The organism is Roseiarcus fermentans (genome assembly GCF_003315135.1).
In the GTDB taxonomy this organism is placed as follows: Bacteria; Pseudomonadota; Alphaproteobacteria; order Rhizobiales; family Beijerinckiaceae; genus Roseiarcus; species Roseiarcus fermentans.
In genome coordinates, this window is the sequence record NZ_QNRK01000029.1 from 1 (window position 1) to 25,073 (window position 25,073).

Below are 25,073 nucleotides of genomic sequence, written 5' to 3' on the forward strand. Positions count from 1 at the left end.
CCGATGAGGAAATCCGCAACCGGAGAGCCGTGTGCGGGAGAACCGCTCGCACGGTTCGGAGGGAGGGGAGGCGAAAGCCTTCCCTACCCCTATCCGGATTCGCGCCGCCCGTCAAAATTCGCGACAGGCGCGCCCTTCCTCCTTGCTCCCGCGGGCCTTTTCTGGTAGCGGCTGGCGCTCGCCGCATGAATTTTCCATCTGCGGCGTCCCGGGCGTTCTGTCGCCGGCCCATGCGCCGGCCCGCTGCAAAGAGCGGTGAGAGGGTTGCAAGACCTTCCCGGCGAGGGGCCGTCCGACCGTCAACTCGAACCCAAGCCGCCGGCGCCGCCCGTTTTGGGCACATCAGGAGACCCAATGTCGCGAACTCAGACCCACGCGCCCTCGCGCGAGGATTTCGCCGCGCTTCTCAGTGAGACCTATGGCGATGACGAGGCCTTTGAAGGCTCGGTCGTCAAGGGCCGCGTGGTCGCTATCGAAAAAGACATGGCCGTCATCGACGTCGGCCTGAAGACCGAGGGCCGCGTCGCCCTCAAGGAATTCACCAATCACGGCCGCGATCCCGCCCCCGGATTGGGCGACGAGGTCGAGGTCTACCTCGAGCGGATCGAGAACGCGCTCGGCGAAGCCGTCCTGTCGCGCGACAAGGCGCGCCGCGAGGAGAGCTGGGTCAAGCTCGAGCAGGCGTTCGAGAAGAACGAGAAGGTCGAGGGCGTGATCTTCAACCAGGTCAAGGGCGGCTTCACCGTCGACCTCGACGGCGCCGTCGCCTTCCTGCCGCGCAGCCAGGTCGACATCCGCCCGGTGCGCGACGTCGCGCCGCTGATGAACGTGCCGCAGCCGTTCCAGATCCTGAAGATGGATCGCCGCCGCGGCAACATCGTGGTGTCGCGCCGCACCGTGCTCGAGGAGAGCCGCGCCGAGCAGCGTCACGAGATCGTCGCCAACCTCGCCGAGGGCCAGGTGGTCGACGGCACGGTCAAGAACCTCACCGATTACGGCGCGTTCGTCGACCTCGGCGGCATCGACGGCCTCTTGCACGTCACCGACATCGCCTGGCGGCGCGTCAACCATCCTGGCGAGGTGCTGACCATCGGCCAGCAGGTCAAGGTCCGGATCATCAAGATCAACCACGAGACGCACCGCATCTCCCTCGGCATGAAGCAGCTGCAGGAAGATCCGTGGTCGAACATCGAGACCCGCTACAGCGTCAACCAGAAGCTGCGCGGCCGGGTGACCAACATCGCCGACTACGGCGCGTTCGTCGAGCTCGAGCCGGGCATCGAGGGCCTGATCCACGTCTCGGAAATGTCGTGGACCAAGAAGAACGTCCACCCGGGCAAGATCGTCTCCACCAGCCAGGAGGTCGAGGTCCAGGTGCTCGAGGTCGATTCGGCCAAGCGCCGCATCTCGCTCGGCCTCAAGCAGACCCTGCAGAATCCGTGGGAGGGCTTCCTCGAACGCCATCCGATCGGATCGACGGTCGAGGGCGAGGTCAAGAACAAGACCGAGTTCGGCCTGTTCATCGGCCTCGACGGCGACGTCGACGGCATGGTCCACCTCTCCGACCTCGACTGGACCCGTCCGGGCGAGCAGGCGATCGAGGACTACAAGAAGGGCGACCGGGTCAGCGCCAAGGTGCTCGACGTCGACGTCGAGAAGGAGCGCATCGCCATCGGCATCAAGCAGCTCGCTTCCGACCCATTCGCCGCGCGCAAGACCGGCGAAGAGGGCGCGGCCGGCGCGACCGAGGGCGGCGACCTGCGCAAGGGCGGCGTCGTCACCTGCGAGGTGCTCGAGGTCAAGGACGGCGGCCTCGAGGTGAAGATCGCGGGCACTGACCTCACGACCTTCATCAAGCGCAACGAACTCGCCCGCGATCGCGGCGACCAGCGCCCCGAGCGCTTCTCGGTCGGCGAGAAGGTCGACGCGCGCATCGTGCAGTTCGACCGCCGCGCCCGCAAGGTCGCGGTCTCGATCAAGGCGCTCGAAGTGGCCGAGGAGAAGGAGGCGATCGCCCAGTACGGCTCGGCCGACTCGGGCGCTTCGCTCGGCGACATCCTCGGCGCGGCCCTCAAGGCCCGCGAGCAGAAGAAGTAAGCCAGACCGGCGGCGCTCCCGCGAGCGCCGCCGAAGCCCGCCCGGCGCGCCCGGCCCTTGCGCCGCGCCGGCCAACGGCGCGGCTTTTTTGTAACCGGGACGGATTTCCGGGGCGCGGCCCTTGTAGGGCGCGCTCGCTGAGCGCGCCGGCGGGGTCAGCGACCCCGCCCTACACCGGCGCCCCGGAATCTGCGCCGGTTACGGCTTTTTGTTACAGCACCTTGCCCGGATTCATGATCCCGTTCGGGTCGAGCGCCGCCTTGATCCGGCGCATCACGTCGAGCGCCCCCGGGTCCTTGACGCGCGCGAGCAGATCGCGCTTCAGCCGTCCCACCCCGTGCTCGGCCGAGAACGAGCCGCCCATCCGGGCGACGATCGCGTGCACCACCTCATTCATCGCGTCCCAGCGCGCCACGAACGCGTCCCTGTCGGCGGCGACGGGCTGCGACACGTTGAAGTGGATGTTGCCGTCGCCGAGATGGCCGAAGGCGCAGACGCGGGCGCCCGGCTCGAACGCTTCGACCGCCTTCGTCGCCTCGGCGATGAAGGCCGGGACGTCGCCGACGGCGACCGACACGTCGTGCTTGATCGAACCGCCCTCGCGGTTCTGCGCCTCCGGGATCGACTCGCGCAAGGTCCAGAAGGCGTGGCGCTGGTCGAGCGAGGCGGCGATCACCGCATCGTCGATCACGCCCTCGTCGAACGCCGCCTCCAGCATGGCGGCGAACGCCTCGTCGAAGCCCTGCGGGATCTGCGTCGAGGCCTCGATCAGCACGCTCCACGGCGGGTCGCCCGCGAGCGGCGCGCGCGCGAGGCCGTGCCGGACGGTGATGTCGGAGGCGAAGCGCGCGATCAGTTCGAAGCTGGTCACGCCGCCGCCGAGCCGCGCGCGCGCCAGCGCCAGCAGGTCGAGCGCTTTCTCGGGGCTCTCCAGCCCGACGAACGCCGTCGCCCGCGCGCGCGGGTTGGGGAAGAGCCTGAGCGACGCGGCCGTGACCACGCCGAGCGTCCCCTCCGAGCCGACGAACAGGCCCTTGACGTCGTATCCGGTGTTGTCCTTGCGCAGCTTCGACAGCGCGTTGACGATTTCGCCGTTGGGCAGCACCGCCTCGACCCCGGTCACGAGGTCGCGGGCGTTGCCGTAGGCGATCACCGCGACGCCGCCGGCGTTGGTCGAGGCGTTGCCGCCGATGGTGCAGGTTCCTTCGGCGGCGAGCGACAGCGGAAACAGCCGGTCGACGTCGAGCGCCGCCGCCTGCGCTTCCGCCAGCGTCACGCCGGCCTCGCAGATCATCACGTCGGCGTGCGGGTCGATGTCGCGGATCGCCTTCAGCCGCCGGGTCGAGAGAATGATCGCGTCGCCCGATTCATCGGGCGTCTGGCCGCCGACGAGGCCGGTGTTGCCGCCCTGCGGCGTCACCGCGACGCCCGCCCCGTCGCACCACGCGAGCACGGCCGCGACCTCCGCGGTCGATCCAGGCCGCACCAGCGCCAGCGCCTTGCCGCGGAACAGCCCGCGCGGCTCGATCAGCGCGCCGGCGATCAGGTCGGGATCGGTCAGCGCGTGGGCGGCGCCCACGATGCCGGCGAGCGCGTCGAGCGCGGCCTCACGGTCAACCTTCATCCAAGCCGTCTCCGCGCCCGCCGCTTCGCCTTCGCACGGCGGAAAACGGCTGCGATTTCGATGGGGGGCGAATGGGGTACGCCGTGTCCGAAGGCGCCCGCCGCCATCCTGAAACCGATGTTTTCCCGCTAAGCGCCACTTAGGCGAGTCCCACCTCGTCCGACTATAGCCCGCCCGTCGCCCGCCGCAATGGATGGCGCGGCGGAGGGTTCAGACGCCGGCGTCGGAACGGCGATCGACGTGCGCGAGGTCACAGGCGGAGCGATCCCAATTGGGGAGGGCTCTACCTTGTCGTGAGCCCTCCGCGCAAGGCGCCAAGGCGGCGAACTGGGACCGTGCGTCGCGCGCAGACCGCTATCCGACGCCGAGGGCCTTTCGCAAGACCTGGTTCATCCGTGCTTGCCATCCCGGCCCGCTCGCGCGCAGGGCGGCGAGCACGTCGGGGTCGAGGCGCACGGAAATCTGTGTCTTCGGGCTGGCCAGCTTCGGGCGCCCGCGGCGGCGTGTGAGCGTGCCCTGGGCCTCGCGGACGACCTTGCCGCCGACGGCGTATTCGGCCCGCTCGATCTGCGCGTCCGTCCATTCCGGGGCGTCGTCGGGGTCAGCCCATTCGGGCGCGGACTTTGGCTGCTTCGCGTTCATGGCAATACCTCATCGAAATGACGTGCCGCGCGGGCGCGCGATCCGTCCAGACCACCATCACCACGCGATCGCCGACAAAGCCGTAGGTCTGATACCGGACTTCCCCATACGCTTTCCGGTCGTCGATCAGCGTGAGCGTTCGTCCGGAAAACACCATCTCGGCATCGAGAAAGTCGAGCCCGCGCTCTTGAAGAGTCCTTTCGCGCTTCGCGGGGTCGCAAGTGACCGTCATAGGCTTATTTGTATCACGACAAATAGTTCTGTCTATACCGTATCACGAAAAATAATCTCACCCAGAGGCGGATCGCCCTGATCCAACATCCCGCCTCGTCGTCGTTCGCAGATTGCGCCATGCTTCAGCGCAGGACGCCGCGCGGCTTCCGCTGTCTTTTCCGCGTGAACACCGCGGCGATTTCGATGTGGGGGGAAAAGCGGAACTGGTCGACCGGCGCCACCGTTCCGATGCGGAACCCGCCGTCGATCAGAATGCGGGCGTCGCGGGCGAAGGTCGCGGCGTTGCACGAGACGGCGACGACCAGCGGCAGACCGCTCGCCGCGAATTCCCGTGCCTGGGCCTCGGCGCCGGCGCGCGGCGGATCGAACAGCGCCCCGTCGAAGGCGGCAAGTTCGTCGGCCCGCAGCGGCCGGCGGAACAGGTCGCGCGTCTCGGCGGCGATCGGTTTCAGCGCCCGCCCGCCGGAGGCGGCGCGCGCGAGCGCGGCGATCGAGGCGGCGTCCGAGTCGACGGCGAGGACCTCGCATTTCCGGGCGAGGCGCAAGGCGAAGGCGCCCGCGCCGCAGAAGAGGTCCGCTGCCGCCCTGGCGCCGTCGAGCGCCCCGGCGGCGATCGCCGCGAGTTGCGCTTCGCCCGCCTCGGTCGCCTGAAGGAAGCCGCCCGGGGGAAGCGCGGCCAGCGTGTCGCCGAACTGGACGCGCGGCTGACGGCGCTCGATCACGACCGCGCCGTGGTTGGAAACGCGGGCGAGATCGAGCGCCTCGGCGGTCCGGGCGAGCTTGCGCTGTTCGGCGAGCCCGAGCGGACCCGAGCCGCGCAGGTCGACGTCGAGGCCGTCGAGCGTCGCGGTCACGCCGATGTCGAGGGGCTTGGCGAGGCCGCGAAGGTCGCCGGCGAGCGCCCGGGCGGCGGCGAGCGCGCCGACGAGCGCCGGCGCGAACAGCGGGCAGCCGTCGATCGCGACGATCGCGTGCGAGCGCGCGCGCATGAAGCCGACTTCGTCCGGCTCGCCGTGGGGAAAGCGGGCGTGGAACGTCGCCCGCCGCCGGCCGGCCCCGTGCGCGTCGATCAGCGGCCCGACCTCGGCGTCGACCCGCGCCCGGGCCAGCGCGTCCACCACGAGGCCGCGCTTCCAGTCGCGATAGAGCGCCTCCGACATGTGCTGGGTCGCGCAGCCGCCGCAGCGGCCGTACCAGGGGCAAAAGGGCGTCGCCCGTTCGGACGAGGCCGCCAGAACCTCGACCAGTTCCGTCCGTTCGCCGCCGTCGCGGATCCGGACGCGCTCGCCGGGGAGGGCGCCCGCAACCGCCTCGCCCATCGCCGTCACGCCGTCGCCGCGCGCGTCGAGCGCGACGATCGAGACGTCCGAAATCGCTTCAGTCATGGCGCGCCCCGATCAGGAATTCCTTGGCCCCGGCGCCGCCCGGCACCGGCGAGGGGACGAGGCCGACGACGCGCCAGCCCTCGGCCTCGATCGCCGCCCCGACGTCGTCGCAGGCGCGCGCGAGCGCCGCCTCGCTCTTCACCCGGCCCTTGACGATCCCGGCGGGCCCGACCTCGAACTGCGGCTTGATCAGGCTGACGAGCCAGGCCGACCGCGCCGCCAGCGCGAGAACATGCGGCAGCACAAGCCTTTGCGAGATGAAGCTGACGTCGCAGACGATCGCCTCGGGCTGATCGCCCACGAGCGCCGCGGTCAGGGCGCGCGCGTCGATCCCCTCGAGCGACCGGACGCGCGGATCGGCCGCGAGCCGCGCGTCGAACTGGCCGTGGCCGACGTCGACCGAGACGACGCTTCTCGCGCCGCGCTGCACCAGAACGTCGGTGAAGCCGCCGGTCGAAGCGCCGACGTCGAGGCAGGCGAGGTTTTCGGGATCGAACGCGAAGGCGTCGAGCCCGGCTGCGAGCTTGATCCCGCCGCGGGAAACCCAAGGGTGGGGCGCCTCCGCCTCGATCGCGGCGCGGTCGCCGACGAGGTCGGAGGGCTTTTCCAGCACCGCGCCGTCGACCCGGACGAGGCGGGCGGCGATGGCCGCTTGCGCGCGGGCGCGGCTCGGGAAGAGGCCCCGCTCGACCAGGACGATATCGGCGCGCTTGCGCATGGAAAAACATCATCCGAAGGAGCGGCGGCACGGCCGGGCGCAGGCGTCCTCGACGACGCCCTGGGGAGCGCGGCGGCAGGGGCCGGCGTCCGGCCGCGGGTATAGCCCGAAATCTCGCGACGCCAAACGAAAAGGCGGGCTCTATCGCCGGGCGAACGCCAGCCCCGCCGCCGCGCCGATCAGAACAGCGCCGGTCAGCCGGTTGCGCGCGCGGCCGAAGCGGAGGAGGGCGGCGCGCGCACGGGCGGCCAGGACCGCCCAGCCGCCGTCGACGACCAGCGCGATCGCGACGAAGGTCGCGCCGAGGATCGCCATCTGGCGTCCGGGCGGCGCCGCGGGATCGAGGAACTGCGGCAGGAACGCGGCGTAGAAGGCGAGCGTCTTGGGATTGGTCAGCGAGACGAGGAAGCCGCGGCCGAACGTCCGGCCGGCCGGGACCGCGTCGGTCAGCGCCAGGTCGTCGGCCGGCGCGCGCCAGGCGCGCACGCCCAGGATCACGAGATAGCCGACGCCGAGCCAGCGCAGCGCTTCGAACGCGTGACCCATCGTTCCCAGAAGCGTCGTGACGCCGAGCGAGGCGACGGCGAGTTGCACGACCATGGCGGCGCTGGTCCCGAGCACGGTGACGAGCCCGCCCGGGACGCCGAAGCGCAGGCTGTTGGCGACGATCAGGGCCACGTTGGGGCCGGGGATGAGCATCAGCGCGGCGGTCGCCGCGACGAAGGCGGCGAACAGCGAAAGGGACATGGCGACCTCCTGCGAGCGCATTGTCGCCCGGCGGCGTTCGAAAAGCCATGGCGCGGCCGCCGCCGCCGATCCGACCCGAGGGCGCCCCTGTACTCCCGTAAAGTTCCTGTTGACGGCGGTATTGATTCGCATAACCTGTGACGATTGCGCGACGGAGGCGGGAATGCGATTTGCGGGGTCGATTGTTGTTGCCGTCGCAGTTTTGGCGACATCGTCGGCCCGGGCTGCGGTCGAGCTGTCCACCGCCGCCGTGGCGTCTCCGGCTCGCGACGCCGGCGCGATGGGGTCGCGCGACTCGCTGGGCGCGCTCGATTCCTGGATGAACAGCGGCTTCACCGCGCGTTCGGCGGCCGACGGCGACGAACTGTTCGCCGTGGACGACGCGCTGTTGACGCGCCTCGGCGCGCCGGACCCCGCCGCAAAGCGCAATCCCTTCGCCAGGACGCTGCTGCTGATCATCTTCGCCGGTCTGACCGCCGTCTTCGCCGGCCGCAAGAACGGCGGGCGCGGTCTGATCGCCGGCTGACGGCCCGGGGGCTCGACCGCCGACGCGGGAACGTCCCCGAGCGCCGTCCGTCGACGGCCCGTCCGGATCACGCGAGCCGGTCGCGGTTGTTCCGACCGCCAGCGGCTCGACAGGTAATCAGGGCGGATGTCGCGGCATCGGTGGAGACGCGGCCGTTGGCCGCGCATCGCGCACCGCTCGAAATCGTTGTACCCGCTGATTTCAGGATCGAGACACCGCGAGTCTGCGGCCGCCTGCCGCGTCGACGGCGGCGCTCAGCGGCCGCTGCGGGCGTTGCCGGTCGTGTTCGCCGCCCCGCCGAGGTCGAGCGGGGCGTTGCTGTCGCCTCCCGGCAGCGGCGCCGCGACCACGGCCGGGGCCTTCGGCTTCGGTTTCTTCTTCGGCGGCGGCGCGGGCTCGACCTGGGGCGAAGCGGGCGCGGCGGCGTTGGGGTTGCCGTTCGCGTCCGTCCCGGCGTCCGGAACGTCCGTATCCGCCGCCGAGGCGCTCGTCGGCGGCCCTTCCTTGGTGACGGTTGTCCCGCCCTTGCAGTCGACCAGCCACACGTCGTAGATCGGGTGCTCGACGCCGTGCAGGCCGGGGCTGTCGGCGAACATCCATCCCGAAAAGATGCGCTTGAACGTGTGCTGCTCGTCGACCTCGTCGACCTGGGCGAAGGCGTCGGTGCGTGGCGGATCGGTCGGTGGACGCGACCAGCAGATTCGCGGCGTCACCTGAAGGGTGCCGAACTGCACGGTCTCGTTGAGCGCGACCTCGAAGGTGATGATGCGGCCGGTGATCTTGTCGAGGCCGTCGAACACCGCGATCGGGTTGGCGATCTTGTCGGCGCGGGCGGGCAGGGCGATGCACAGGGCCACGCCCACGGCCGGCGCGGCCCGGCGCGCCAAAGAGGCCAGGGCGCCGGTCACGCGCGCGGCGGAGGCGAACAACGAAATCATGCGGGCCGATCTGCCGGTCAACGGCGGCGGAATGAAGGCGTTACGGGCCCGGGCTCCAGGCCTCGTAGTCGCCTCCGGTCGACTGGCGGTGCGGCGTCGGGTTCAGAGTCGAGCCCTTGGGCCGGATCGCGGCCGGCGTGCCGGTGGGGTTGCCGATGTGCGGCTCTTCCCACGGATGCGGCTTGTAATCTTCGGCGCTCGGCGGGACGTCGACGGTCTGATGCAGCCAGCCGTTCCAGCCCGGAGGCGTCATCGAGGCCTCCGACAGGCCGTTGTAGATCACCCAGCGGCGCTCGAAGCCGAGCGACGGATCGATGCCCGGCCTGCGGTAATAGCGATTGCCGAACTGATCCTCGCCGACGAGCTCGCCGAAACGGCGGGTGTAGAGCAGGGTGTTGAGCGTCGCGCCGTTCCACCAGGTCGCGAAGCGCAGAAGAAACAGTTTCAGGTCCATCGAGAAGCCGCCAGCATGGACGCGCGCACGACCCCATGCGCGCGGACTGGCGGACTTATGGCCCGGCTGGCGGGCCGATGTCCAGCGATTCCCGACCGGCTTTCGGTTTGCAAGTCCCGCTTGCACGCCGTCAGCTTTTGCGCTACGCACGGTAATACGAATTACACGATGTCATCTGAAATGCCGACGAAGCTTCGCCCCTACCGGCAGGTCGCCCGCGCCGCCTCGACCGAGGACCTGCGCCGCCGCATCCTCGACGCCTTCCGCGCCGCCATGCGCGACGAATGGATGGACGACATCGCGCTCGACAGGGTCGCGAAGGCGGCCGGGACGACGCGGCAAACGGTGATCCGGCTGTTCGGCGGCAAGGAGGGGCTGATCGAGGCCCTGGCGCTGCGCGAACGAAGCGCGGTCGAATTGCGCCGCGCGACGCCGAAGCCCGCGACGCCGGAAACGGCGGTGGAGGCGATCCTCGTCGACTACGAGGCGCTCGGCGATCTCGTCTGCCGGCTGCTCGCCCAGGAGGATCGGCATCCGGCGTTGCGGGTCTGGCACGACATCGGACGCGCCTTTCATCGAAACTGGGTCGTGGAGATCTTCGCCGACGCCCTGCCGCCTGGCGAGGTCGCGCGCGAGGCGCTGGTCACGGAGCTGGTGGTCGCGCTCGATCTCTATGTCTGGAAGCTCTTGCGTCGGGATTTTCATTTTTCAGTCGAGAAGACGCGGGCGCTGATGACCGACATGGTGCGCAAGATCCTGGAGGGCTGAATCATGGCGTATGATTTTCTGCTGGCGTCGTTCGAGGGCGGCGGCTCGATTCCGACGGCGACGACGGCCATCCGCCGCCTGACGGCCCGGGGCCATCGGGTGCGCGTTCTGCTCGACGAAGCGGCGCGCGACGACATTGAGGCCGCGGGCGCGACCTTCGTGCCGTGGACCGCCGTCAACCGGGCGGGACGCACGCGCGAAACCGATCCGTTGTTCATGGACGTTCCGGATGGGCCCTGGACCCCGCAACAGGGCCTCGACGAGTTGCAGCGTGTGCTCGACCGGCTGACCATCGGGCCGTCGGCGGCCTATGCGGCCGACACCCTCGCGGAGCTCGAGCGCGCGCCGGCCGACGCCGTCGTCTCGATCGACATCTTGTGGGGACCGCTGCTGGCCGCCCGCGCCGCGGGGGTTCCGGCCGCCACCCTGGCCGGCTCCGGACCCATGTATGTCGAAATCCCGGGCGTGCCGCCGGCTGGTCCGGGCTTTCCGCCGCCGCGGACCGAGGCGGAGCGGGCGGAGCAGGCGGGCGTCGCCGCCTGGTTCGCCGATCAGGTCAACGCCCGGCTGCCGGTTCTCAACGCGACGCGCGCGGGCGTCGGCCTGGCGCCGCTCGGCCATGCGCTCGACCAGATGCAGGAGGTGGATCTCCACCTGATCGCGACCAGCCGCGCCTTCGACTTCCCGTCGACCGGGCTGCCGCCGAATCTGCGTTATCTCGGGCCGCTGCTGGATCAGCCGATGTGGGCGCGGAGCTGGACGTCGCCCTGGCCGGCGGACGACACGCGTCCGCTCGTGCTGGTGGCGATGAGCACGACGTTCCAGAATCAGGCGGGCGTCATCCAGTCGATCCTGGACGCCGCGGCGGATCTGCCGGTCCGCGTTCTCGCAACGCTCGGCCCGGCGCTCGTCGACGCCCGCCTGCGGGCGCCCGACAACGCCGTGCTCGTCGCCGCCGCGGCGCATGACGAGGTGATGCGGGAAGCCACGGTCGTCGTGACCCATTGCGGCCACGGCACGGTGATGCGGGCGCTCGCCAACGGTCGGCCGATGCTGTGCCTGCCGATGGGTCGCGATCAGAACGACAACGCGGCCCGGGTCGCAGCGCGCGGGGCGGGGATCAGGCTGAGCCCCGACGCCGGCGCCGCAGCGCTGCGCGAGGCGCTCGCCGCGCTTCTGGCCGACCTCTGCTATGCGCAGGCCGCCGCAGCGCTCGGCCGCGCCATCGCGGCCGCCGAACCCGAGGACGCGCTGGTCGACGCACTCGAGAGCCTCGCTGGACGCGCCCGCGCCGCCGCGGCGTAGCCGCCTCCGCCGGCGGCCGCCCGAGCGGGCCGCGAAAAGCTTCTTGCGCGGGCGGCGCGACTCGGCCGATGTTGCCGCCCGGGGCGGTCGCGTCGGCCTTGCGTGAACCCTTTGTTATCCACAACATCTTGTGCTTAGCGTCGGTCGCCGTCACAAACTATTGACGCCGGGCGGGCAGAGTCGTAGGTTCGAGTCGTTCCGGAAGACGGGCCTTCGGCGTATCGCGCCGGCCCCGTGTGAGAATGTTTTCCGGGCCATCTGCCGGGGGCGACACGCCGCCGGCCAACGCGTCAGTGACAGCGGGATCGACGATCGGGGCGGCGCGCCAGGCGCCGTTTCGGCGCGTGTCCGCGTGTCGGCGCGCAATTGGCCCGGGAGGTCGAGGAACGCGGGCGAACGCCTCGCGTTCGGAATTGGGCGGGGGCGGGCGCCGGGGGGCGGATCGCTCATCAGAGAGACGAGGGCGCGAGCACATGAGAATCGAGCGGCACTACACCGAAGCGGGCGCTTCCCCCTATGACGCGATCGCGTTTGCGGCGACCCGGAGCGAGATCCGCAACCCCGACGGCTCGGTGGTGTTCGCGCTCGACAACATCGAGGTCCCGGCCGCCTGGAGCCAGGTCGCGGCCGACGTGCTCGCCCAGAAATATTTCCGCAAGGCGGGCGTGCCGGCGCGCCTGAAGCGGGTGGAGGAAATGGACGTGCCGTCGTTCCTGTGGCGCTCGGTTCCCGACGAGGAGGCGCTGGAGGCGCTGCCCAAGGCCGAGCGCGCCGGCTCCGAGACCTCGGCCCGGCAGGTGTTCGACCGGCTCGCCGGCGCCTGGGCCTATTGGGGCTGGAAGGCCGGCGTGTTCGACCGCGAGGACGACGCGCGCGCCTATTACGACGAGATGCGCGCCATGCTCGCCCGCCAGATCGCGGCCCCCAACAGCCCGCAATGGTTCAACACCGGCCTGCACTGGGCCTACGGCGTCGACGGGCCCGCTCAAGGGCACTATTACGTCGACTTCGAAACGGCCAAGCTGGTCAAGGCGAAGTCGGCCTACGAGCATCCCCAGCCGCATGCCTGTTTCATTCAGTCGGTCGCCGACGACCTCGTCAACGAGGGCGGCATCATGGACCTGTGGGTGCGCGAGGCGCGCCTGTTCAAGTACGGCTCGGGCACCGGCTCCAACTTCTCCGCCCTGCGCGGCGAGAACGAAAAGCTGTCGGGCGGCGGCCGCTCCTCGGGCCTGATGTCGTTCCTGAAGATCGGCGACCGGGCGGCGGGCGCGATCAAGTCGGGCGGCACGACGCGGCGCGCGGCCAAGATGGTGGTGGTCGACGTCGACCACCCCGACATCGAATCCTACATCGACTGGAAGGTGAAGGAGGAGCAGAAGGTCGCCGCGCTCGCCGCCGGCTCGAAGGTGGTCAAGCGCCATCTCGCGGCGATCCTGAAGGCCTGCGTCAATTGCCAGGGCTCGGGCGACGACTGCTTCAACGTCGAGAAGAACCCGGCGCTCAAGCGCGAGGTGAAGCTCGCCCGCAGAAACGACGTCCCCGACGGCGTCATCAAGCGCGTCATCCAGGAGGCCCGGCAGGGCAGGACCCGGCTCGAATTCGACACCTACGACACCGACTGGGAATCCGAGGCCTATCTCACCGTCTCGGGCCAGAACTCCAACAATTCGGTGCGCGTCACCGACGCCTTCCTGCACGCGGTGGAAGCGGATTCCGACTGGAACCTGACCGCGCGCCTCAGCGGCAAGACCACGAAGACCGTCAAGGCGCGGAGCCTGTGGGAGAAGATCGGCTACGCCGCCTGGGCCTCGGCCGATCCGGGCCTGCAATACCACACCACCATCAACGACTGGCACACCTGCCCGGCGTCGGGGCCGATCCGGGCGTCAAATCCTTGCGTGACCGGGGACACACTCGTCGCCACAGCGGATGGACTGGAGCGCATCGCGTCCCTCGTCGGCAAGTCGGGGCGGGTGATCGGCGCCGACGGGCAGCCGCATCTCGTCACGAAAATCTTCCCGACCGGCCGCAAGCCGGTGTTCTGGCTCACCACGAAGGCCGGCTATCGCCTGCGCCTGACCGAAGACCATGTGGTGCTGACCGAGAACCGCGGCGGCGTGGCGGCGAAGGATCTGTCGCCGGACGACGTGATCCTGCTTCAGGGCGCGGGCTTCGGCCGCAAGGCGCTGGCGCGCGACGTCGCCTTCGGGGTCGGGCTGGCCGTCGGCGACGGCTGCCTCGTGCGCTCCGTCATCGCCGAGCGGCCGCAGGAGGTCGTCATTCTGACCATGCACGCCAACGAGCGCGGCGTTCTGGAGACGGTGGCGCGGGCGGTGACCGAGGAGAAGCTGTTGCGCAAGGCGGTCGGATCGCCGGGCCGCAACGACGGCGTTTCGGTCACGGACGGCGCCCCCGGGGCCCGGCTGGCTTTCGGCTCCCGCCCGGTGGTCGACCTCTTCAAGCAGTTCGCGGTGCTGGACGAACGGTCGGACCGCAAGCGGTTCACCGACGAGGTCTACAGCCTCGACCGCCAAAGCCTGTCGGCGCTGCTCAGCGGCGTCTTCACCGCCGACGGAACGGTCGCCAACAGCGGCGAGAAATCGCAGTACGTCTCGCTCGACTCGACCTCGCTCGAGCTTCTGCGCCAGGTCCAGTTGCTGCTGCTGTCGTTCGGCGTGAAGGCGAAGCTCTACCAAAACCGTCGCCCGGGCGCTCTCGTGTCGCTTCTGCCGGACGGCGCCGGCGGGCATAAGTCCTACCCGGTCAAGCAGATGCATTCGCTGCGGATCAGCCGGTCGTCGCGCTTCGTGTTCGAGCGCGAGATCGGCTTCCATCCGGAGAGCCCGAAGAGCGCGGCGCTGGCGAAGCTCAACGCCGAAGTCGGCGTGTACGAGGACCGCCTCGCCGATCGCGTCGCCTCGTTCGAGCCGGCCGGGGAAGAGGACGTGTTCGATCTGACCGAGCCGTCGACGCATCATTTCTGCGCCAACGGCGTCATCGTCCACAATTGCTCGGAATACATGTTCCTCGACGACACGGCGTGCAACCTCGCCTCGCTGAACCTCATGCAGTTCCTGAACCCGGAGACCAAGGTCTTCGACATCGTCGCCTACGAGCACGCCGTCCGCCTGTGGACGCTGACGCTGGAAATCTCGGTGGCGATGGCGCAGTTCCCCTCGCGCGAAATCGCGCGCCTCTCCTACGAGTACCGCACGCTCGGCCTCGGCTACGCCAACATCGGCGGGCTCCTGATGTCCTGCGGCATCCCCTACGATTCGGACGAGGGGCGGGCGATCTGCGGCGCGCTCAGCGCCGTCATGACCGGCCGCGCCTATGCGACCTCGGCCGAAATCGCCGCCGGGAGGGGCGCCTTCCCCGGCTACGCGCCGAACGCCGAGGCGATGCTGCGGGTGATCCGCAACCATAAGCGCGCCGCCGATGGCGAGGTTTCCGGCTACGAGAGCCTGTCGGTCGCCCCGACGCCGCTCGACCATGCCTCGCTCGTCAAGGCCGGCCCGGCCTTCGCCCCGTTGGGCGACGCGGCGCGCGCCGCCTGGAGCGCCGCGCTGACGCTCGGTCAAGCGCACGGCTACCGCAACGCCCAGGTGTCGGTGGTCGCCCCGACCGGCACGATCGGCCTCGTCATGGACTGCGACACCACCGGCATCGAGCCCGACTTCGCGCTGGTGAAGTTCAAAAAGCTCGCCGGCGGCGGCTATTTCAAGATCATCAACCGCGCCGTTCCCGACGCCTTGCGCGCGCTCGGCTACGACGAGCGGCGCATCGCCGACATGATCGCCTGGGCCGTCGGCCGGGCGACGCTCGCCAACGCGCCCGGGATCAACCACGCCGCGCTGCGCGCCAGAGGCCTGCCGGAGGCGTCGATCGACAAGGTGGAGGGCGCGCTGAAAGGGGCGTTCGACATCCGTTTCGTGTTCAACAAGTGGACGCTCGGGGCCGAGGTGCTGAGCGGGGCGCTGAAGATCCCGGCCGAGCGCTACGAGGCGGCGGGCTTCGACCTGCTCGCAGCGCTCGGCTTCTCGAAGGCGGAGATCGAGGCGGCGAACGTATTCGCCTGCGGCGCCATGACCTTGGAGGGCGCGCCTCATCTCAAACTGGAACATTACCCGGTGTTCGACTGCGCCAACCCCTGCGGCCGCACGGGAAAACGCTACCTGTCGGTCGAGAGCCACATCCGCATGATGGCGGCGGCGCAGCCGTTCATCTCGGGCGCGATCTCGAAGACGATCAACATGCCCAACGACGCCACCGTCGAGGATTGCAAGGACGCCTACATGCTGAGCTGGCGCCTCGCCCTCAAGGCCAACGCCCTCTACCGCGACGGCTCGAAACTGTCGCAGCCCTTGAACAGCCAGCTGATCGAGAGCGACGACGAGGAGGAGGACGCGCTCGAGACGCTGATCGCCGCCTCCGCCCCGGCGCGCGCGGCGCAGGTGGCGGAAAAGATCGTCGAGCGGGTGATCGAGCGCGTCGAGCGCTTTCGCGAGCGGGAGAAGCTGCCCGATCGCCGCAAGGGCTACACCCAGAAGGCGGTGGTCGGCGGCCACAAGGTGTATTTGCGCACCGGCGAGTACCAGGACGGGCGCCTGGGCGAGATCTTCATCGACATGCACAAGGAGGGCGCGGCCTTCCGCAGCCTGATGAACAACTTCGCCATCGCGATCTCGATCGGCCTGCAGTACGGCGTGCCGCTGGACGAGTTCGTCGAGGCCTTCACCTTCACCCGCTTCGAGCCGGCCGGCCTGGTGCAGGGCAACGACGCGATCAAGAACGCCACCTCGATTCTCGACTACATTTTCCGGGAGCTGGCGATCTCGTATCTCGGCCGGAACGATCTCGCCCATGTGGCCCCGGAGGACATCGGGAATACTGTGCTCGGCGGCGGGGTCGGCCAGGACAAGGGGCCCACGGCCGGCCCCGGCGCGGCGGCGGTGATCTCGAATGGGCTCGTCCGCGGCCGGCCGGGCGACAAGCTGATGCTGGTGCGTGGTCAGACTGGCGGCGAAGCCCCCACGGTGCGGGCGGCCGGCGGGGCAGGGGCCTACGTCCTCCAGGGCGCGACGGCGCTGAAGGGCGACCTCGCCGAGCAAGAACAGTCAGCGATCGAGATTGGCAAGACTTCAACTGGTGACGCGTTGCGCCTTGAATTTTCTCCACCTGAGTCGAGTGCTCACTCCTCAATCAAGAAGAGTCGTGAAGAAGCACGAATGAAGGGCTATGTCGGAGAAGCTTGCCCGGAATGTGGAAACTTCACTATGGTTAGAAATGGAACTTGCCTGAAATGTGACACATGCGGCAGCACTACTGGATGTTCTTGAGGTCAAAATGGTTAGCGATCACAAGGTACGTCGTCGACGTTACGAGGATGAAATTAAAGCGTCAGCTGATGCTTGGCGTAATAAGATTTGCGGAAATATCGCTAAGGATAATTTTAATATTACACAATGTATTAAGGTTCTTACGCAAAATAGCTGGATAAGATCGTATGATACTCGCCAATACCATGAATTGAGAGTTAGGTTTTACAACCAAGGGCGATGCCAACCATTTGCGTACGTAGAGCACAATCCAACCATTCTGTATTGCGATCATGAAGTTTGGTCCGAGGCATGTATTGGGGAGCCAAAGGCGAGATTCATACTGGCGCACGAGCTGGGTCACGTATTGTTGCACGACCATTACGCGCAACCTTTTACTGAGAACCTCAAGCGTTCCGCTTGGATGAAGGAAGAGTCAGGAGAGTGGCAAGCGAATACATTCGCTGACTATTTTCTAGTATCAGATGTGGCGATTGAGAGGTATCTAACGCCAACGGCTATTGCGATCTACTGTGGTGTCGAAAAGATTGTGGCGCTCCGACGGTTGGGGCCCGGGTTCGGCTATGTCGGCGAAAGTTGTGAGCGATGTGGAAATTTTACTTTGGTGCGGAATGGGAGGAGCTTGATATGTGATACGTGCGGTCAAACAACTTCATGTTAGCATTTAAGGAGTGAATCAAGATGACTACGTCAAAGCAGGACGCTTCCAAAGCGAGCAAACTTCTGAAAAGTAAGTCGACAACAAAGATCGTTAAATCTGTGGCTGCATCCGATCTTGCACAAGCGAAACATAAAGCCACCAAGAAAAAATGAAAAAGCCGCCCATCTTGGACTACGGGGATTGCGGTGCGAGCCCGCGCCGCTGACGCTCGGCGGGATCGACTTCGCCCCGGCCCGCGAAACCGTCGCCGGCAAGCGCGCGGAAGCGCGGATGAAGGGCTACGTCGGCGAGGCTTGCCCGGAATGCGGGAATTTTACCATGGTGCGCAATGGGACGTGTTTGAAGTGCGATACGTGCGGGAGCACGACGGGGTGCTCGTGACGTGACGCATGCCGACGACGGTCAAGGACATCATCCGTCGCCTTGAAGACGACGGATGGGCCCTCGTGGCGACAAGGGGCAGCCATCGCCAGTTCAGGCACAAGACCAAGAAAGGCCGGGTCACCGTACCCGGCAAGCTCAGCGCCGATTTGCAACCGGGCACACTGAAGAGCATCCTGCGTCAGGCCGGCCTCGAGGAGTGACTCCATGCGTTACGCCGTCGTGATCGAGAAGGGCGAGCGGAACTACTCGGCTTATGTCCCGGATTTGCCGGGTTGCGTGTCGGTCGGCGATACCCTGGAAGAGGTGAAGGCCGAAATCCGTGAGGCGATTGAGTTCCACCTCGAAGGCATGCGGGAGGACGGATCGCCGATCCCGCCGCCTTCGAGCTGGGCGGAGTATGTGGAAGTGGAGGTAAGGGCCGCTTGAGGGAACGGGGAAACGCGGGGCGACAGATTAAGACAGGGAATTCGTATCCGTCATCGCAAACCGACAAGCGGGCGGAGGCGCGGATGAAAGGCTAGGACAAGCCCGGCCATGACGGTGTCATGCTGAAGCGAGGAGGGCGCGGGCAAGCCGATGCGCGGGGGGTGGGATTACATCATGACCAACCGGCCGAACGGCACGCTCTATACCGGCGTGACGTCGAACATCGGCGTCGCGCCTATGAGCATCGCGAGGGGTTGGTGGAAGGCTTCACCAAGCGCTACGGCCTGAAGCGCCTCGTCTATATGGAGTTCTACGAGCCCATCACCAGCAATTCGGTGACACGTCCGCATTTCCCGTTCTCGAAACATCACCATCGCCGCTGCAAAAAGGAATAAAATGCACTCGCATTCATGCCAGGAGTGCGCGAGTAGCGGGCAGTGTGATCCGGGTCACGGCAAGCGATCAAGTTACGTGCGACAAATGCTCCGCTGGAGGTCGTCTGGCGAATGTCGGCAAGGAGGCTGCCATGGCCCCGATCACGATCACAAACATTGTTCCGAATGTTTTCCCAACTGGCGGTGCGGTTGGTCCAGGTCCTTATGCGACACTCTCAGGCACGGGTTTTAGTTCGGTCAGTTCTTTGTCATTTTATCTTCCAGGCTACGGCAGCAGTTGGTTGCTTCAAGAGCAGCTTTGGTGGTGGTATATTAATGACAGTGAGATATATATACAGATCCCTCCGGTGCTGGATATCTTTAACGGTCTTGACCCTACAAACACTTACGAGATGGAAATCACGCTCAGTGGAGAAAGTGGACAGACCCCTGTAACGGGTGGCTCTTTCACCTATTTATACCAACCAAAGGTGGAAGTGTACCTGACCACCCCTGTCTTCTGGTCCGGGCAAACCTCGACAGACGTGGGCACAGTTTGGTTGGATGTGCCCGCCGCTAACGGTATTCAGGTGAATTTGAGTTCTCCTCCGGATGTTATTTGTATTCCGGATGTTTTTACGGTTTCTGACTTTTTAGTGAATAGCCAAAAGCAATCACTGGCTAGTTTCAGTATCTTTGTCAAACCAACGGCCGCTTCCGAGCAGGCCACCATTACCGCACAGGTCTCGCATCCAAACGGAGCAAGAGGCGCCGACGCGAACCTCAAGTGCCAGATTTGTCAGGCGTCGACGAATATATTCGTTCCTATGGTCGATTCTCCGGTGAATTCGGGGCAGGCGGTCACAGTACAGGCTTACGTAAGATCGACCTCTCCGGATGTGGTTTTTGGCTTCACTCCGGGCGACTCGCCTCGAAACGTTTCCGTCAGGCCATTATTGCCGATTACTGTGCCAGTTTCCAATGTTGGCGCCGGTGGCTCAGGTTCGGGGCACTGTTACTCCCCGCTGACGCCGACCGTGACGCGGTTGTTCACGGGCTCATTCGACATCACGGCCAGTCAGGGCCAGGTTGGTGCTCCAACCGGATCCATCCAAGTGACCCGTCAACTGCCGCCACCACCTGTGCCACCGCCACGTCGTCCGATCTAGGATTACGGTGGCGGATTGCGGTGGCCGGGATTACGGTGACAGTCACTTCAACCACCAATTGCGGCTGGATGCCGACTTGACCGCAAGTCGAGTCGCGTCAGCAGCGCCCCATTCGGCAGACCAAGCCGTCGACCTCTTGCCGAACCTTGTTTTCCGAGCCTTCAGCCCTGTCAAGGGCGCGCTGGAAGCGCCGACTCCGGCGGGCTTCGCCCCTTGACCTCCTCGTCATGGCCGGGCTTGTCCCGGCCATCCACGCCGTGACGCTACTCCGACACTAACCGATTGGCCCTGAAGGCAGTCGAGCCGGCGCGCTACACATTCAGCCCAGAAGGCGCCACCCAGACTGAGGTCCTCGACGCGGAACCGCGTGGATGGCCGGGACAAGCCCGGCCATGACGGTGTAATACGGAAGCGAGGAGGGCGCGGGCAAGCCGATGCGCGGGAGTTGGGTCTACATCATGACCAACCGGCCGAACGGCACGCTCTATACCGGCGTGACGTCGAACATCGGCCAAAGCGCGCCGGCTCCCGCGGGCTTCGCCCCTCGACCCCGCTCGTCATGGCCGGGCTTGTCCCGGCCATCCACGCCGTGGCGCTGCGCCGGCGCCGGCGGATTGGCCCTGAACGCAGTCGAACCGGAGCGCTACGCATTCAGCCCGGGAGGCGCCACCAGACCAAGATCCTCGACGCGGAACCGCGTGGATGGCCGGGACAAGCCCGGCCATGACAGTGTAATGTTGAAGTGAGGAGGGCGCGGGCAAGCCGATGCGCGGGGGCTGGGTCTATATCATGACCAACCGGCCGAACGGCACGCTCTATACCGGCGTGACGTCGAACATCGGCCGTCGCGCCTATGAGCATCGCGAGGGGTTGGTGGAAGGATTCACCAAGCGCTACGGCCTGAAGCGCCTCGTCTATATGGAGTTCTACGAGCGCATCACCGACGCCATCCAGCGGGAGTCGAACATGAAGCATTGGCCGCGCGCCTGGAAGGCGCAGCTGATTGTGAATTACAATCCAGGTTGGGTCGACTTGTTCGAGACCCTGAACCAGTAGACGTCAACGCGCTGACAGCGCGCCGACTCCGGCGGGCTTCGCCCTTGACCCCCTCGTCATGGCCGGGCTTGTCCCGGCCATCCACGCCGTGCCGCTGCGCCGACGCCGGCGGATTGGCCCTGAAGGCAGCCGAACCGGCGCGCTAGGCATTCCAGCCCGGAAGGCGCCACCCAGACCAAGCTCCTCGACGCGGAACCGCGTGGATGGCCGGGACAAGCCCGGCCATGACGGGGTTACGGGGGTTACGGTGATACGCCGAGGTCACGGCGACACGTCCGGACATCCCCATTCCCCCTCCGGCCGGCGGCAGCGAGGGCCGGCTGCCGGCTCGTCGCCGGTCGCCGGCGCCGCCCGAGCGAAACCGGCGACCTTGCCGGCGGGCGGGTCGTCGGCCCGCGCCTCGGCGACGCCCAACGCGCCCGTGTTCGACAAAACGCCTCGGCTTGCCAATCGAGCCGCGCGACGGCAATAGATACCGCTGGTACGCCGGACTCTTCCCGAGTCGAGCAAAGGACATCGGAACGCCGAGATCATGATCACGAACCGTGGACGTATCGATGTGGGCGCGAGGAACGCGGGAGCCCCGCCCGACCTTCGGTCGGCGCGTCTCGACCGGCGTTGGTTTCTGTTCGGCTCCGCCGCCGGTCTCGGCGCGCTGGCGCTCTCGGGCTGCGCGTCAACGGACGACATGCTCCGCGCCGAGGCGGCGAAGGACTACGGGCCGGTCCCCGACGAGAAATTCCCGATCCCGGCGGTCGACGTCAGCAAGATCGATCCCAAGTATTTTCGAAAGATCGTGGACTATGACAGCCTTGAAGCGCCCGGCACGATCATCATCGATCCCAGCAATTACTATCTCTATCGGATAGAAGGCGAAGGAAAGGCGACCCGCTACGGGGCCAATGTCACCCGGCCGGAGTTCAAATGGAGCGGCGACGCTTATGTCGGGCGCAAGGCCGAGTGGCCCGTCTGGACGCCGCCCAAGGAGATGATCCAACGCCAGCCCGAGGCGGGCAAATACGCCCGCGGCATGCCGGGAGGTCTCGACAATCCGCTCGGCGCCCGGACGCTCTACCTTTATCAAGACGGCAAGTACACGCTGTGCACGATCTACAGCACCAGCGATCCCGACTCGATCGGGACCGGCGTCACCAGCGGCTGCACCGGCCTCCTCAGTCAGGATATGCTCGACCTCTATCCCCGAACGCCCGTCAAGACGAAGGTGATCATCCTGCCGGCCTAGCAGGCCGTTGAAAAAGTCGCCGGGGACTCGCCTAGTGGCTGCCCCGCCCGGTGTTGTTCTGGGCGTAGCTGGTGGGGTCGTAAGGATTGGTTTCCACGTAGTGACCGGCGAAGACCTGAGAGGATGTCCCCGGGGAGATGTCGACCCCCTGATTGGCGTTGCAGCCGGCGAGCGCGAGCGCCACAGCCGCGACAATCATCGGGATCCGCATGTGCGTTTTCCATGACCAGCGGAGACGAGGCCGGCGCGCAACAGACTTGGCGCCTCCGGCGATCCGGTTCAAGAGTTCGGGTGCGAATTAGAATGACGGTGAACTCAGGGTGACGGCGCGCGAGCGCGAACGCGGCGAGCGCGACTGCCAGGTCTCTGAGATCTTATCGAGACGCCGCATGGCCGGCTAATCGCTGTTCGTCAAGGCAGTCCAGGCCGCGTGAGAGTCCATATAGTCTCTCCAGTGCGCGATCTTCCGGTTTTCAAGCTCGATAATCGAGCAAAACCGGTTTTCGTAATTTGCCTTTGTCGCGAGAATCGTCCCGTGGACGTCGTATTCGATGACGACGACGCGACCGTTATCCGCTCGGTTGACAATCAGACTGTCTGCTGACCGGAGCCTGATGCTGCCGACATATCCCCTGAAGCTCTCCATGAGAGGTGTGCGTCCCCAGATCATACGAGGCCAGCCGAGGTCGTAGCGGACCTCGTAGCCGATATCGTCGGCGACGATATCGAAGAAGTGTTCGCCATCGACGAGATCGCCCAGCGCCTTTCTGACCAGCGCGAAATAGGGTTCCGCCCCTGCATAGGCGGCATATTTGTTATCAGGCATTCCAGAATCTCCATGCGGTGGCAATTACGGCAATGACGATGACACGACCGGAATGCCCCTTTGCGTTGGTTGCACAGAGCTCGCGCATCGGCAAGGAGACGAAGATTTTGTTGATGACGGGCGCATCACCGTAACCCTAGCGGCCGCGCCCGGTGTTGTTCTGCGCGTAGCTGATGGGATTGTAAGGATTGGTTTCCACGGTGCGGCCGGCGAAGACCTGGGAGGATGTCCGCGGCGAGAGATCGACCCCCTGATTGGCGGTGCAGCCGGCGAGCGCGAGCGCCACAGCCGCCAGAATGATCGGGATCCGCATGTGCGTCCTCCATTTCCAGCGGAGCCGAGGCCGGCGCGCAAGCGAGCTTGGCGTATCCGGCGATCCGGTTCAAGAACTCAGGACGAGGCGAGTTGCTTGGCGGGACGGCGCGTCGCGTCGGCAGCGCCAGCCTCGACAGGGCTGGAGGCTCGCAAGAGGTCCATGCGAGAGGTCGACGGCGGGGCGCGTGGCGGGGCTGCGACCGCGGCAGGGTCGGCGAAGCCGCCGCGCGGCGCTGAAGTTGCGACAGGGAGCCCGGCTAAGCAAGGATTGCCCGCAGCGCCTTACGATTGGAGGGCGCCCGTCTCGGGCGCCCCGGCGGCGAGACGCCGCCGCTCCCACGCGACCTTCGTTGGGCGGACCAGCGGACTCTGCTCAGAACGGATAGTGCTGCGGCCCCTCGATCGTGATCCAGCGCAGATCGGTGAACTCGGCGATGACGGACCTTCCGCCGAAGCGGCCGTAGCCGGAGGCTTTGACGCCGCCGAACGGCATTTGCGCTTCGTCTTGCACGGTCGGACCGTTGATGTGGCACATCCCCGATTCGATGCGCTTTGCGACGCCGAGCGCCCGCTGGATGTCGCGGCTGAAGACCGCGGCGGAGAGCCCGTATTCGGTGTCGTTGGCGACGCGAATCGCTTCATCCTGTCCGCTGACCCTGACGACCGGCTTCACCGGGCCAAAGGATTCCTCGCGGTAGATGCGCATCTCGGGCGTGACATGGTCGATGATCGTCGCTTCGACGACTGTGCCCTCTCGTTTCCCTCCGGCGACGACTTTTCCGCCCTTGGCGACGGCGTCCGCGATCAGCTCGTCCATGCGTTCGGCCGCCGATCGATCGACCAGCGAACCCAGCACGACATGGCCGCGGGGGTCGCCGGCGGGCAGGACGGACGCGCGCTTGGCGAGTTTGGCGACGAAGGCGTCGGCGACGGACGCATCGACGACGATCCGCTCGGTCGACATGCAGATCTGGCCCTGATTGGCGAAGGCCCCGAAGATGGCGGCGTCGACCGCCGCATCGAGATCGGCGTCGTCCAGCACGACGAGCGGCGCCTTGCCGCCGAGCTCGAGCAGGACGGGCTTGAGATGCTCGGCCGCGAGTTTCGCAATGATCTTGCCGACCTTCGAGGAGCCGGTGAAGTTGATTCGCTTGACCGCGGGATGGGCGATCAGCGCGGCGACGACCTCGGGCGCGTCCGCGGGCGCGTTGCAGATCACGTTCACCACGCCCTTCGGGAATCCGGCGTCGTTGAGGGTCTGGACGATCAGCCGATGCGTCTCCGGGCATGTTTCCGACGACCGCAGGATCACGGTGTTGCCGCAAGCCAGCGGCGTTGCGATGGCGCGCACGCCGAGAATGACCGGCGCGTTCCAGGGCGCCATGCCGAGAACGACGCCGGCCGGCTGGCGGATCGCCAGCGACAGAACGCCCGGCTTGTCGGACGGGATCACTTCGCCGGCGATCTGCGTCGTCAGCGCCGCCGCTTCGCGCAGCATTCCGGCGGCCAGGTGAACGTTGAACCCGGCCCATGGGCCCGTTGCGCCGATTTCCTCGAGCATCGCTTGCGCGAATTGCGGCACGCGGGTCTCGAGCAGATCGGCCGCCTTGAGGAGCAGCGCGCGCCGCGCGCCTGGCCCGGTCTCGGACCAGGAGGGAAACGCCGCCGAGGCGGCGGCGACCACCTTCTCCACATCCGCCGGCCCGGCCGCCGCCGCCTCGCAGGCGATCTTCCCGGTGACAGGATCCGCGCGCGTGAACGTTGCGCCCGACGCAGCGGCGACAGACGCGCCGTCAATGATGAAGTCGACTTTCATGGCTGACCTTGCTGGGTTTGAGT

At 67.1% G+C, this 25,073-nt stretch carries 23 protein-coding genes and 2 pseudogenes; 13 read left to right on the top strand and 12 right to left on the bottom strand.

The annotated features are described in order from the left end of the window. Window positions 1–354 precede the first annotated feature (354 nt). Window positions 355–2,097, top strand: a complete 1,743-nt coding sequence (rpsA, locus tag DFR50_RS22140; protein WP_113891448.1) for a 30S ribosomal protein S1 — start codon at window positions 355–357, stop codon at window positions 2,095–2,097. A gap of 211 nt (window positions 2,098–2,308) precedes the next feature. Here rpsA and DFR50_RS22145 read toward each other — a convergent pair whose 3' ends face one another. The 6 genes from DFR50_RS22145 to DFR50_RS22170 form a co-directional block, all read right to left on the bottom strand. After that, entirely contained in the window at window positions 2,309–3,721 is a 1,413-nt protein-coding gene (locus tag DFR50_RS22145; RefSeq protein ID WP_113891449.1) for an FAD-binding oxidoreductase, read from the bottom strand. A gap of 354 nt (window positions 3,722–4,075) precedes the next feature. After that, window positions 4,076–4,363 (bottom strand): BrnA antitoxin family protein, encoded by a 288-nt coding sequence (locus tag DFR50_RS22150; RefSeq protein WP_113891450.1) that lies wholly within the window; start codon window positions 4,361–4,363, stop codon window positions 4,076–4,078. Continuing rightward, on the bottom strand, window positions 4,323–4,595 hold the full coding sequence (locus tag DFR50_RS22155; RefSeq protein ID WP_113891451.1) for a BrnT family toxin: 273 nt from the start codon (window positions 4,593–4,595) through the stop codon (window positions 4,323–4,325). Before DFR50_RS22155 ends, DFR50_RS22150 begins: the two co-directional genes overlap by 41 nt. Before the next feature lie 124 nt (window positions 4,596–4,719). Continuing rightward, a complete protein-coding gene (locus DFR50_RS22160) occupies window positions 4,720–5,982 on the bottom strand; it encodes a class I SAM-dependent RNA methyltransferase (protein WP_113891452.1) in 1,263 nt (420 codons plus the stop codon). Beyond that, a complete protein-coding gene (locus tag DFR50_RS22165) occupies window positions 5,975–6,700 on the bottom strand; it encodes a TlyA family RNA methyltransferase (RefSeq protein ID WP_113891453.1) in 726 nt (241 codons plus the stop codon). Before DFR50_RS22165 ends, DFR50_RS22160 begins: the two co-directional genes overlap by 8 nt. A gap of 141 nt (window positions 6,701–6,841) precedes the next feature. Further along, window positions 6,842–7,447: a LysE family translocator gene (locus DFR50_RS22170; RefSeq protein ID WP_113891511.1), complete on the bottom strand. Its 606-nt coding sequence runs from the start codon at window positions 7,445–7,447 to the stop codon at window positions 6,842–6,844. A 280-nt stretch (window positions 7,448–7,727) separates the two neighbouring features. Between DFR50_RS22170 and DFR50_RS22175 the strand changes: the two genes are divergently transcribed. Beyond that, window positions 7,728–7,973, top strand: coding sequence for a hypothetical protein (locus tag DFR50_RS22175; protein ID WP_113891454.1), 246 nt, complete (start codon window positions 7,728–7,730; stop codon window positions 7,971–7,973). 254 nt (window positions 7,974–8,227) lie between these two features. Here the strand turns inward: DFR50_RS22175 and DFR50_RS22180 are convergent, their stop codons facing one another. Together DFR50_RS22180 and DFR50_RS22185 are read right to left on the bottom strand one after the other, a co-directional pair. Continuing rightward, window positions 8,228–8,911 carry a DUF2155 domain-containing protein gene (locus DFR50_RS22180; RefSeq protein ID WP_113891455.1) on the bottom strand — a complete coding sequence of 228 codons (684 nt, stop codon included), beginning with the start codon at window positions 8,909–8,911 and terminating at the stop codon, window positions 8,228–8,230. 40 nt (window positions 8,912–8,951) lie between these two features. Next, the gene (locus DFR50_RS22185; protein ID WP_113891512.1) at window positions 8,952–9,359 is read right to left on the bottom strand and encodes an NADH:ubiquinone oxidoreductase subunit NDUFA12; all 408 of its coding nucleotides are present in this window, start codon (window positions 9,357–9,359) and stop codon (window positions 8,952–8,954) included. A 186-nt stretch (window positions 9,360–9,545) separates the two neighbouring features. Between DFR50_RS22185 and DFR50_RS22190 the strand changes: the two genes are divergently transcribed. From DFR50_RS22190 to DFR50_RS22240, 11 genes and pseudogenes are all read left to right on the top strand, one after another. Next, window positions 9,546–10,133, top strand: coding sequence for a TetR/AcrR family transcriptional regulator (locus DFR50_RS22190; RefSeq protein ID WP_170153338.1), 588 nt, complete (start codon window positions 9,546–9,548; stop codon window positions 10,131–10,133). Window positions 10,134–10,136: 3 nt separating this feature from the next. After that, window positions 10,137–11,438 carry a glycosyltransferase gene (locus DFR50_RS22195; protein ID WP_113891457.1) on the top strand — a complete coding sequence of 434 codons (1,302 nt, stop codon included), beginning with the start codon at window positions 10,137–10,139 and terminating at the stop codon, window positions 11,436–11,438. 473 nt (window positions 11,439–11,911) lie between these two features. Next, window positions 11,912–16,780 (top strand): LAGLIDADG family homing endonuclease, encoded by a 4,869-nt coding sequence (locus DFR50_RS22200; RefSeq protein WP_113891458.1) that lies wholly within the window; start codon window positions 11,912–11,914, stop codon window positions 16,778–16,780. A gap of 7 nt (window positions 16,781–16,787) precedes the next feature. Beyond that, entirely contained in the window at window positions 16,788–17,441 is a 654-nt protein-coding gene (locus DFR50_RS33650; RefSeq protein WP_113891459.1) for an ImmA/IrrE family metallo-endopeptidase, read from the top strand. Window positions 17,442–17,609: 168 nt separating this feature from the next. After that, a pseudogene (locus tag DFR50_RS33655) lies at window positions 17,610–17,822 on the top strand (hypothetical protein); the annotation flags it as partial. 8 nt (window positions 17,823–17,830) lie between these two features. Then, window positions 17,831–18,025, top strand: coding sequence for a type II toxin-antitoxin system HicA family toxin (locus DFR50_RS22215; RefSeq protein ID WP_113891461.1), 195 nt, complete (start codon window positions 17,831–17,833; stop codon window positions 18,023–18,025). Window positions 18,026–18,029: 4 nt separating this feature from the next. Further along, a complete protein-coding gene (locus tag DFR50_RS22220; protein ID WP_113891462.1) occupies window positions 18,030–18,251 on the top strand; it encodes a type II toxin-antitoxin system HicB family antitoxin in 222 nt (73 codons plus the stop codon). A gap of 150 nt (window positions 18,252–18,401) precedes the next feature. Continuing rightward, window positions 18,402–18,646: pseudogene (locus tag DFR50_RS33150) on the top strand (GIY-YIG nuclease family protein). A 131-nt stretch (window positions 18,647–18,777) separates the two neighbouring features. Further along, window positions 18,778–19,794 (top strand): hypothetical protein, encoded by a 1,017-nt coding sequence (locus tag DFR50_RS31580; RefSeq protein ID WP_147262852.1) that lies wholly within the window; start codon window positions 18,778–18,780, stop codon window positions 19,792–19,794. 765 nt (window positions 19,795–20,559) lie between these two features. Continuing rightward, window positions 20,560–20,850 (top strand): GIY-YIG nuclease family protein, encoded by a 291-nt coding sequence (locus tag DFR50_RS22235; RefSeq protein WP_113891463.1) that lies wholly within the window; start codon window positions 20,560–20,562, stop codon window positions 20,848–20,850. 532 nt (window positions 20,851–21,382) lie between these two features. Beyond that, window positions 21,383–22,093, top strand: a complete 711-nt coding sequence (locus tag DFR50_RS22240; RefSeq protein WP_113891464.1) for a L,D-transpeptidase family protein — start codon at window positions 21,383–21,385, stop codon at window positions 22,091–22,093. 31 nt (window positions 22,094–22,124) lie between these two features. Here DFR50_RS22240 and DFR50_RS22245 read toward each other — a convergent pair whose 3' ends face one another. The 4 genes from DFR50_RS22245 to DFR50_RS22255 all read right to left on the bottom strand — a co-directional run bounded on the left by DFR50_RS22245 (window position 22,125) and on the right by DFR50_RS22255 (window position 25,050). Further along, entirely contained in the window at window positions 22,125–22,304 is a 180-nt protein-coding gene (locus DFR50_RS22245) for a hypothetical protein (protein ID WP_113891465.1), read from the bottom strand. Window positions 22,305–22,490: 186 nt separating this feature from the next. After that, on the bottom strand, window positions 22,491–22,919 hold the full coding sequence (locus tag DFR50_RS22250; protein ID WP_113891466.1) for a nuclear transport factor 2 family protein: 429 nt from the start codon (window positions 22,917–22,919) through the stop codon (window positions 22,491–22,493). Between the two features lie 136 nt (window positions 22,920–23,055). Further along, complete coding sequence (locus tag DFR50_RS32235) at window positions 23,056–23,232, bottom strand: hypothetical protein (RefSeq protein ID WP_170153339.1); 177 nt, start codon at window positions 23,230–23,232, stop codon at window positions 23,056–23,058. A 375-nt stretch (window positions 23,233–23,607) separates the two neighbouring features. Continuing rightward, window positions 23,608–25,050, bottom strand: coding sequence for an aldehyde dehydrogenase (locus DFR50_RS22255; protein WP_113891467.1), 1,443 nt, complete (start codon window positions 25,048–25,050; stop codon window positions 23,608–23,610). Between the last annotated feature and the right edge of the window lie 23 nt (window positions 25,051–25,073).

Coding starts and splice junctions, on each gene's coding strand:
- rpsA (WP_113891448.1), top strand. CDS start 355: ATGTCGCGAACTCAGACCCACGCGCCCTCGCGCGAGGATTTCGCCGCG.
- DFR50_RS22145 (WP_113891449.1), bottom strand. CDS start 3,721: ATGAAGGTTGACCGTGAGGCCGCGCTCGACGCGCTCGCCGGCATCGTG.
- DFR50_RS22150 (WP_113891450.1), bottom strand. CDS start 4,363: ATGAACGCGAAGCAGCCAAAGTCCGCGCCCGAATGGGCTGACCCCGAC.
- DFR50_RS22155 (WP_113891451.1), bottom strand. CDS start 4,595: ATGACGGTCACTTGCGACCCCGCGAAGCGCGAAAGGACTCTTCAAGAG.
- DFR50_RS22160 (WP_113891452.1), bottom strand. CDS start 5,982: ATGACTGAAGCGATTTCGGACGTCTCGATCGTCGCGCTCGACGCGCGC.
- DFR50_RS22165 (WP_113891453.1), bottom strand. CDS start 6,700: ATGCGCAAGCGCGCCGATATCGTCCTGGTCGAGCGGGGCCTCTTCCCG.
- DFR50_RS22170 (WP_113891511.1), bottom strand. CDS start 7,447: ATGTCCCTTTCGCTGTTCGCCGCCTTCGTCGCGGCGACCGCCGCGCTG.
- DFR50_RS22175 (WP_113891454.1), top strand. CDS start 7,728: ATGGGGTCGCGCGACTCGCTGGGCGCGCTCGATTCCTGGATGAACAGC.
- DFR50_RS22180 (WP_113891455.1), bottom strand. CDS start 8,911: ATGATTTCGTTGTTCGCCTCCGCCGCGCGCGTGACCGGCGCCCTGGCC.
- DFR50_RS22190 (WP_170153338.1), top strand. CDS start 9,546: ATGCCGACGAAGCTTCGCCCCTACCGGCAGGTCGCCCGCGCCGCCTCG.
- DFR50_RS22195 (WP_113891457.1), top strand. CDS start 10,137: ATGGCGTATGATTTTCTGCTGGCGTCGTTCGAGGGCGGCGGCTCGATT.
- DFR50_RS22200 (WP_113891458.1), top strand. CDS start 11,912: ATGAGAATCGAGCGGCACTACACCGAAGCGGGCGCTTCCCCCTATGAC.
- DFR50_RS33650 (WP_113891459.1), top strand. CDS start 16,788: ATGGTTAGCGATCACAAGGTACGTCGTCGACGTTACGAGGATGAAATT.
- DFR50_RS22215 (WP_113891461.1), top strand. CDS start 17,831: ATGCCGACGACGGTCAAGGACATCATCCGTCGCCTTGAAGACGACGGA.
- DFR50_RS22220 (WP_113891462.1), top strand. CDS start 18,030: ATGCGTTACGCCGTCGTGATCGAGAAGGGCGAGCGGAACTACTCGGCT.
- DFR50_RS31580 (WP_147262852.1), top strand. CDS start 18,778: ATGGCCCCGATCACGATCACAAACATTGTTCCGAATGTTTTCCCAACT.
- DFR50_RS22235 (WP_113891463.1), top strand. CDS start 20,560: ATGCGCGGGGGCTGGGTCTATATCATGACCAACCGGCCGAACGGCACG.
- DFR50_RS22240 (WP_113891464.1), top strand. CDS start 21,383: ATGATCACGAACCGTGGACGTATCGATGTGGGCGCGAGGAACGCGGGA.
- DFR50_RS22245 (WP_113891465.1), bottom strand. CDS start 22,304: ATGCGGATCCCGATGATTGTCGCGGCTGTGGCGCTCGCGCTCGCCGGC.
- DFR50_RS22250 (WP_113891466.1), bottom strand. CDS start 22,919: ATGCCTGATAACAAATATGCCGCCTATGCAGGGGCGGAACCCTATTTC.
- DFR50_RS32235 (WP_170153339.1), bottom strand. CDS start 23,232: ATGCGGATCCCGATCATTCTGGCGGCTGTGGCGCTCGCGCTCGCCGGC.
- DFR50_RS22255 (WP_113891467.1), bottom strand. CDS start 25,050: ATGAAAGTCGACTTCATCATTGACGGCGCGTCTGTCGCCGCTGCGTCG.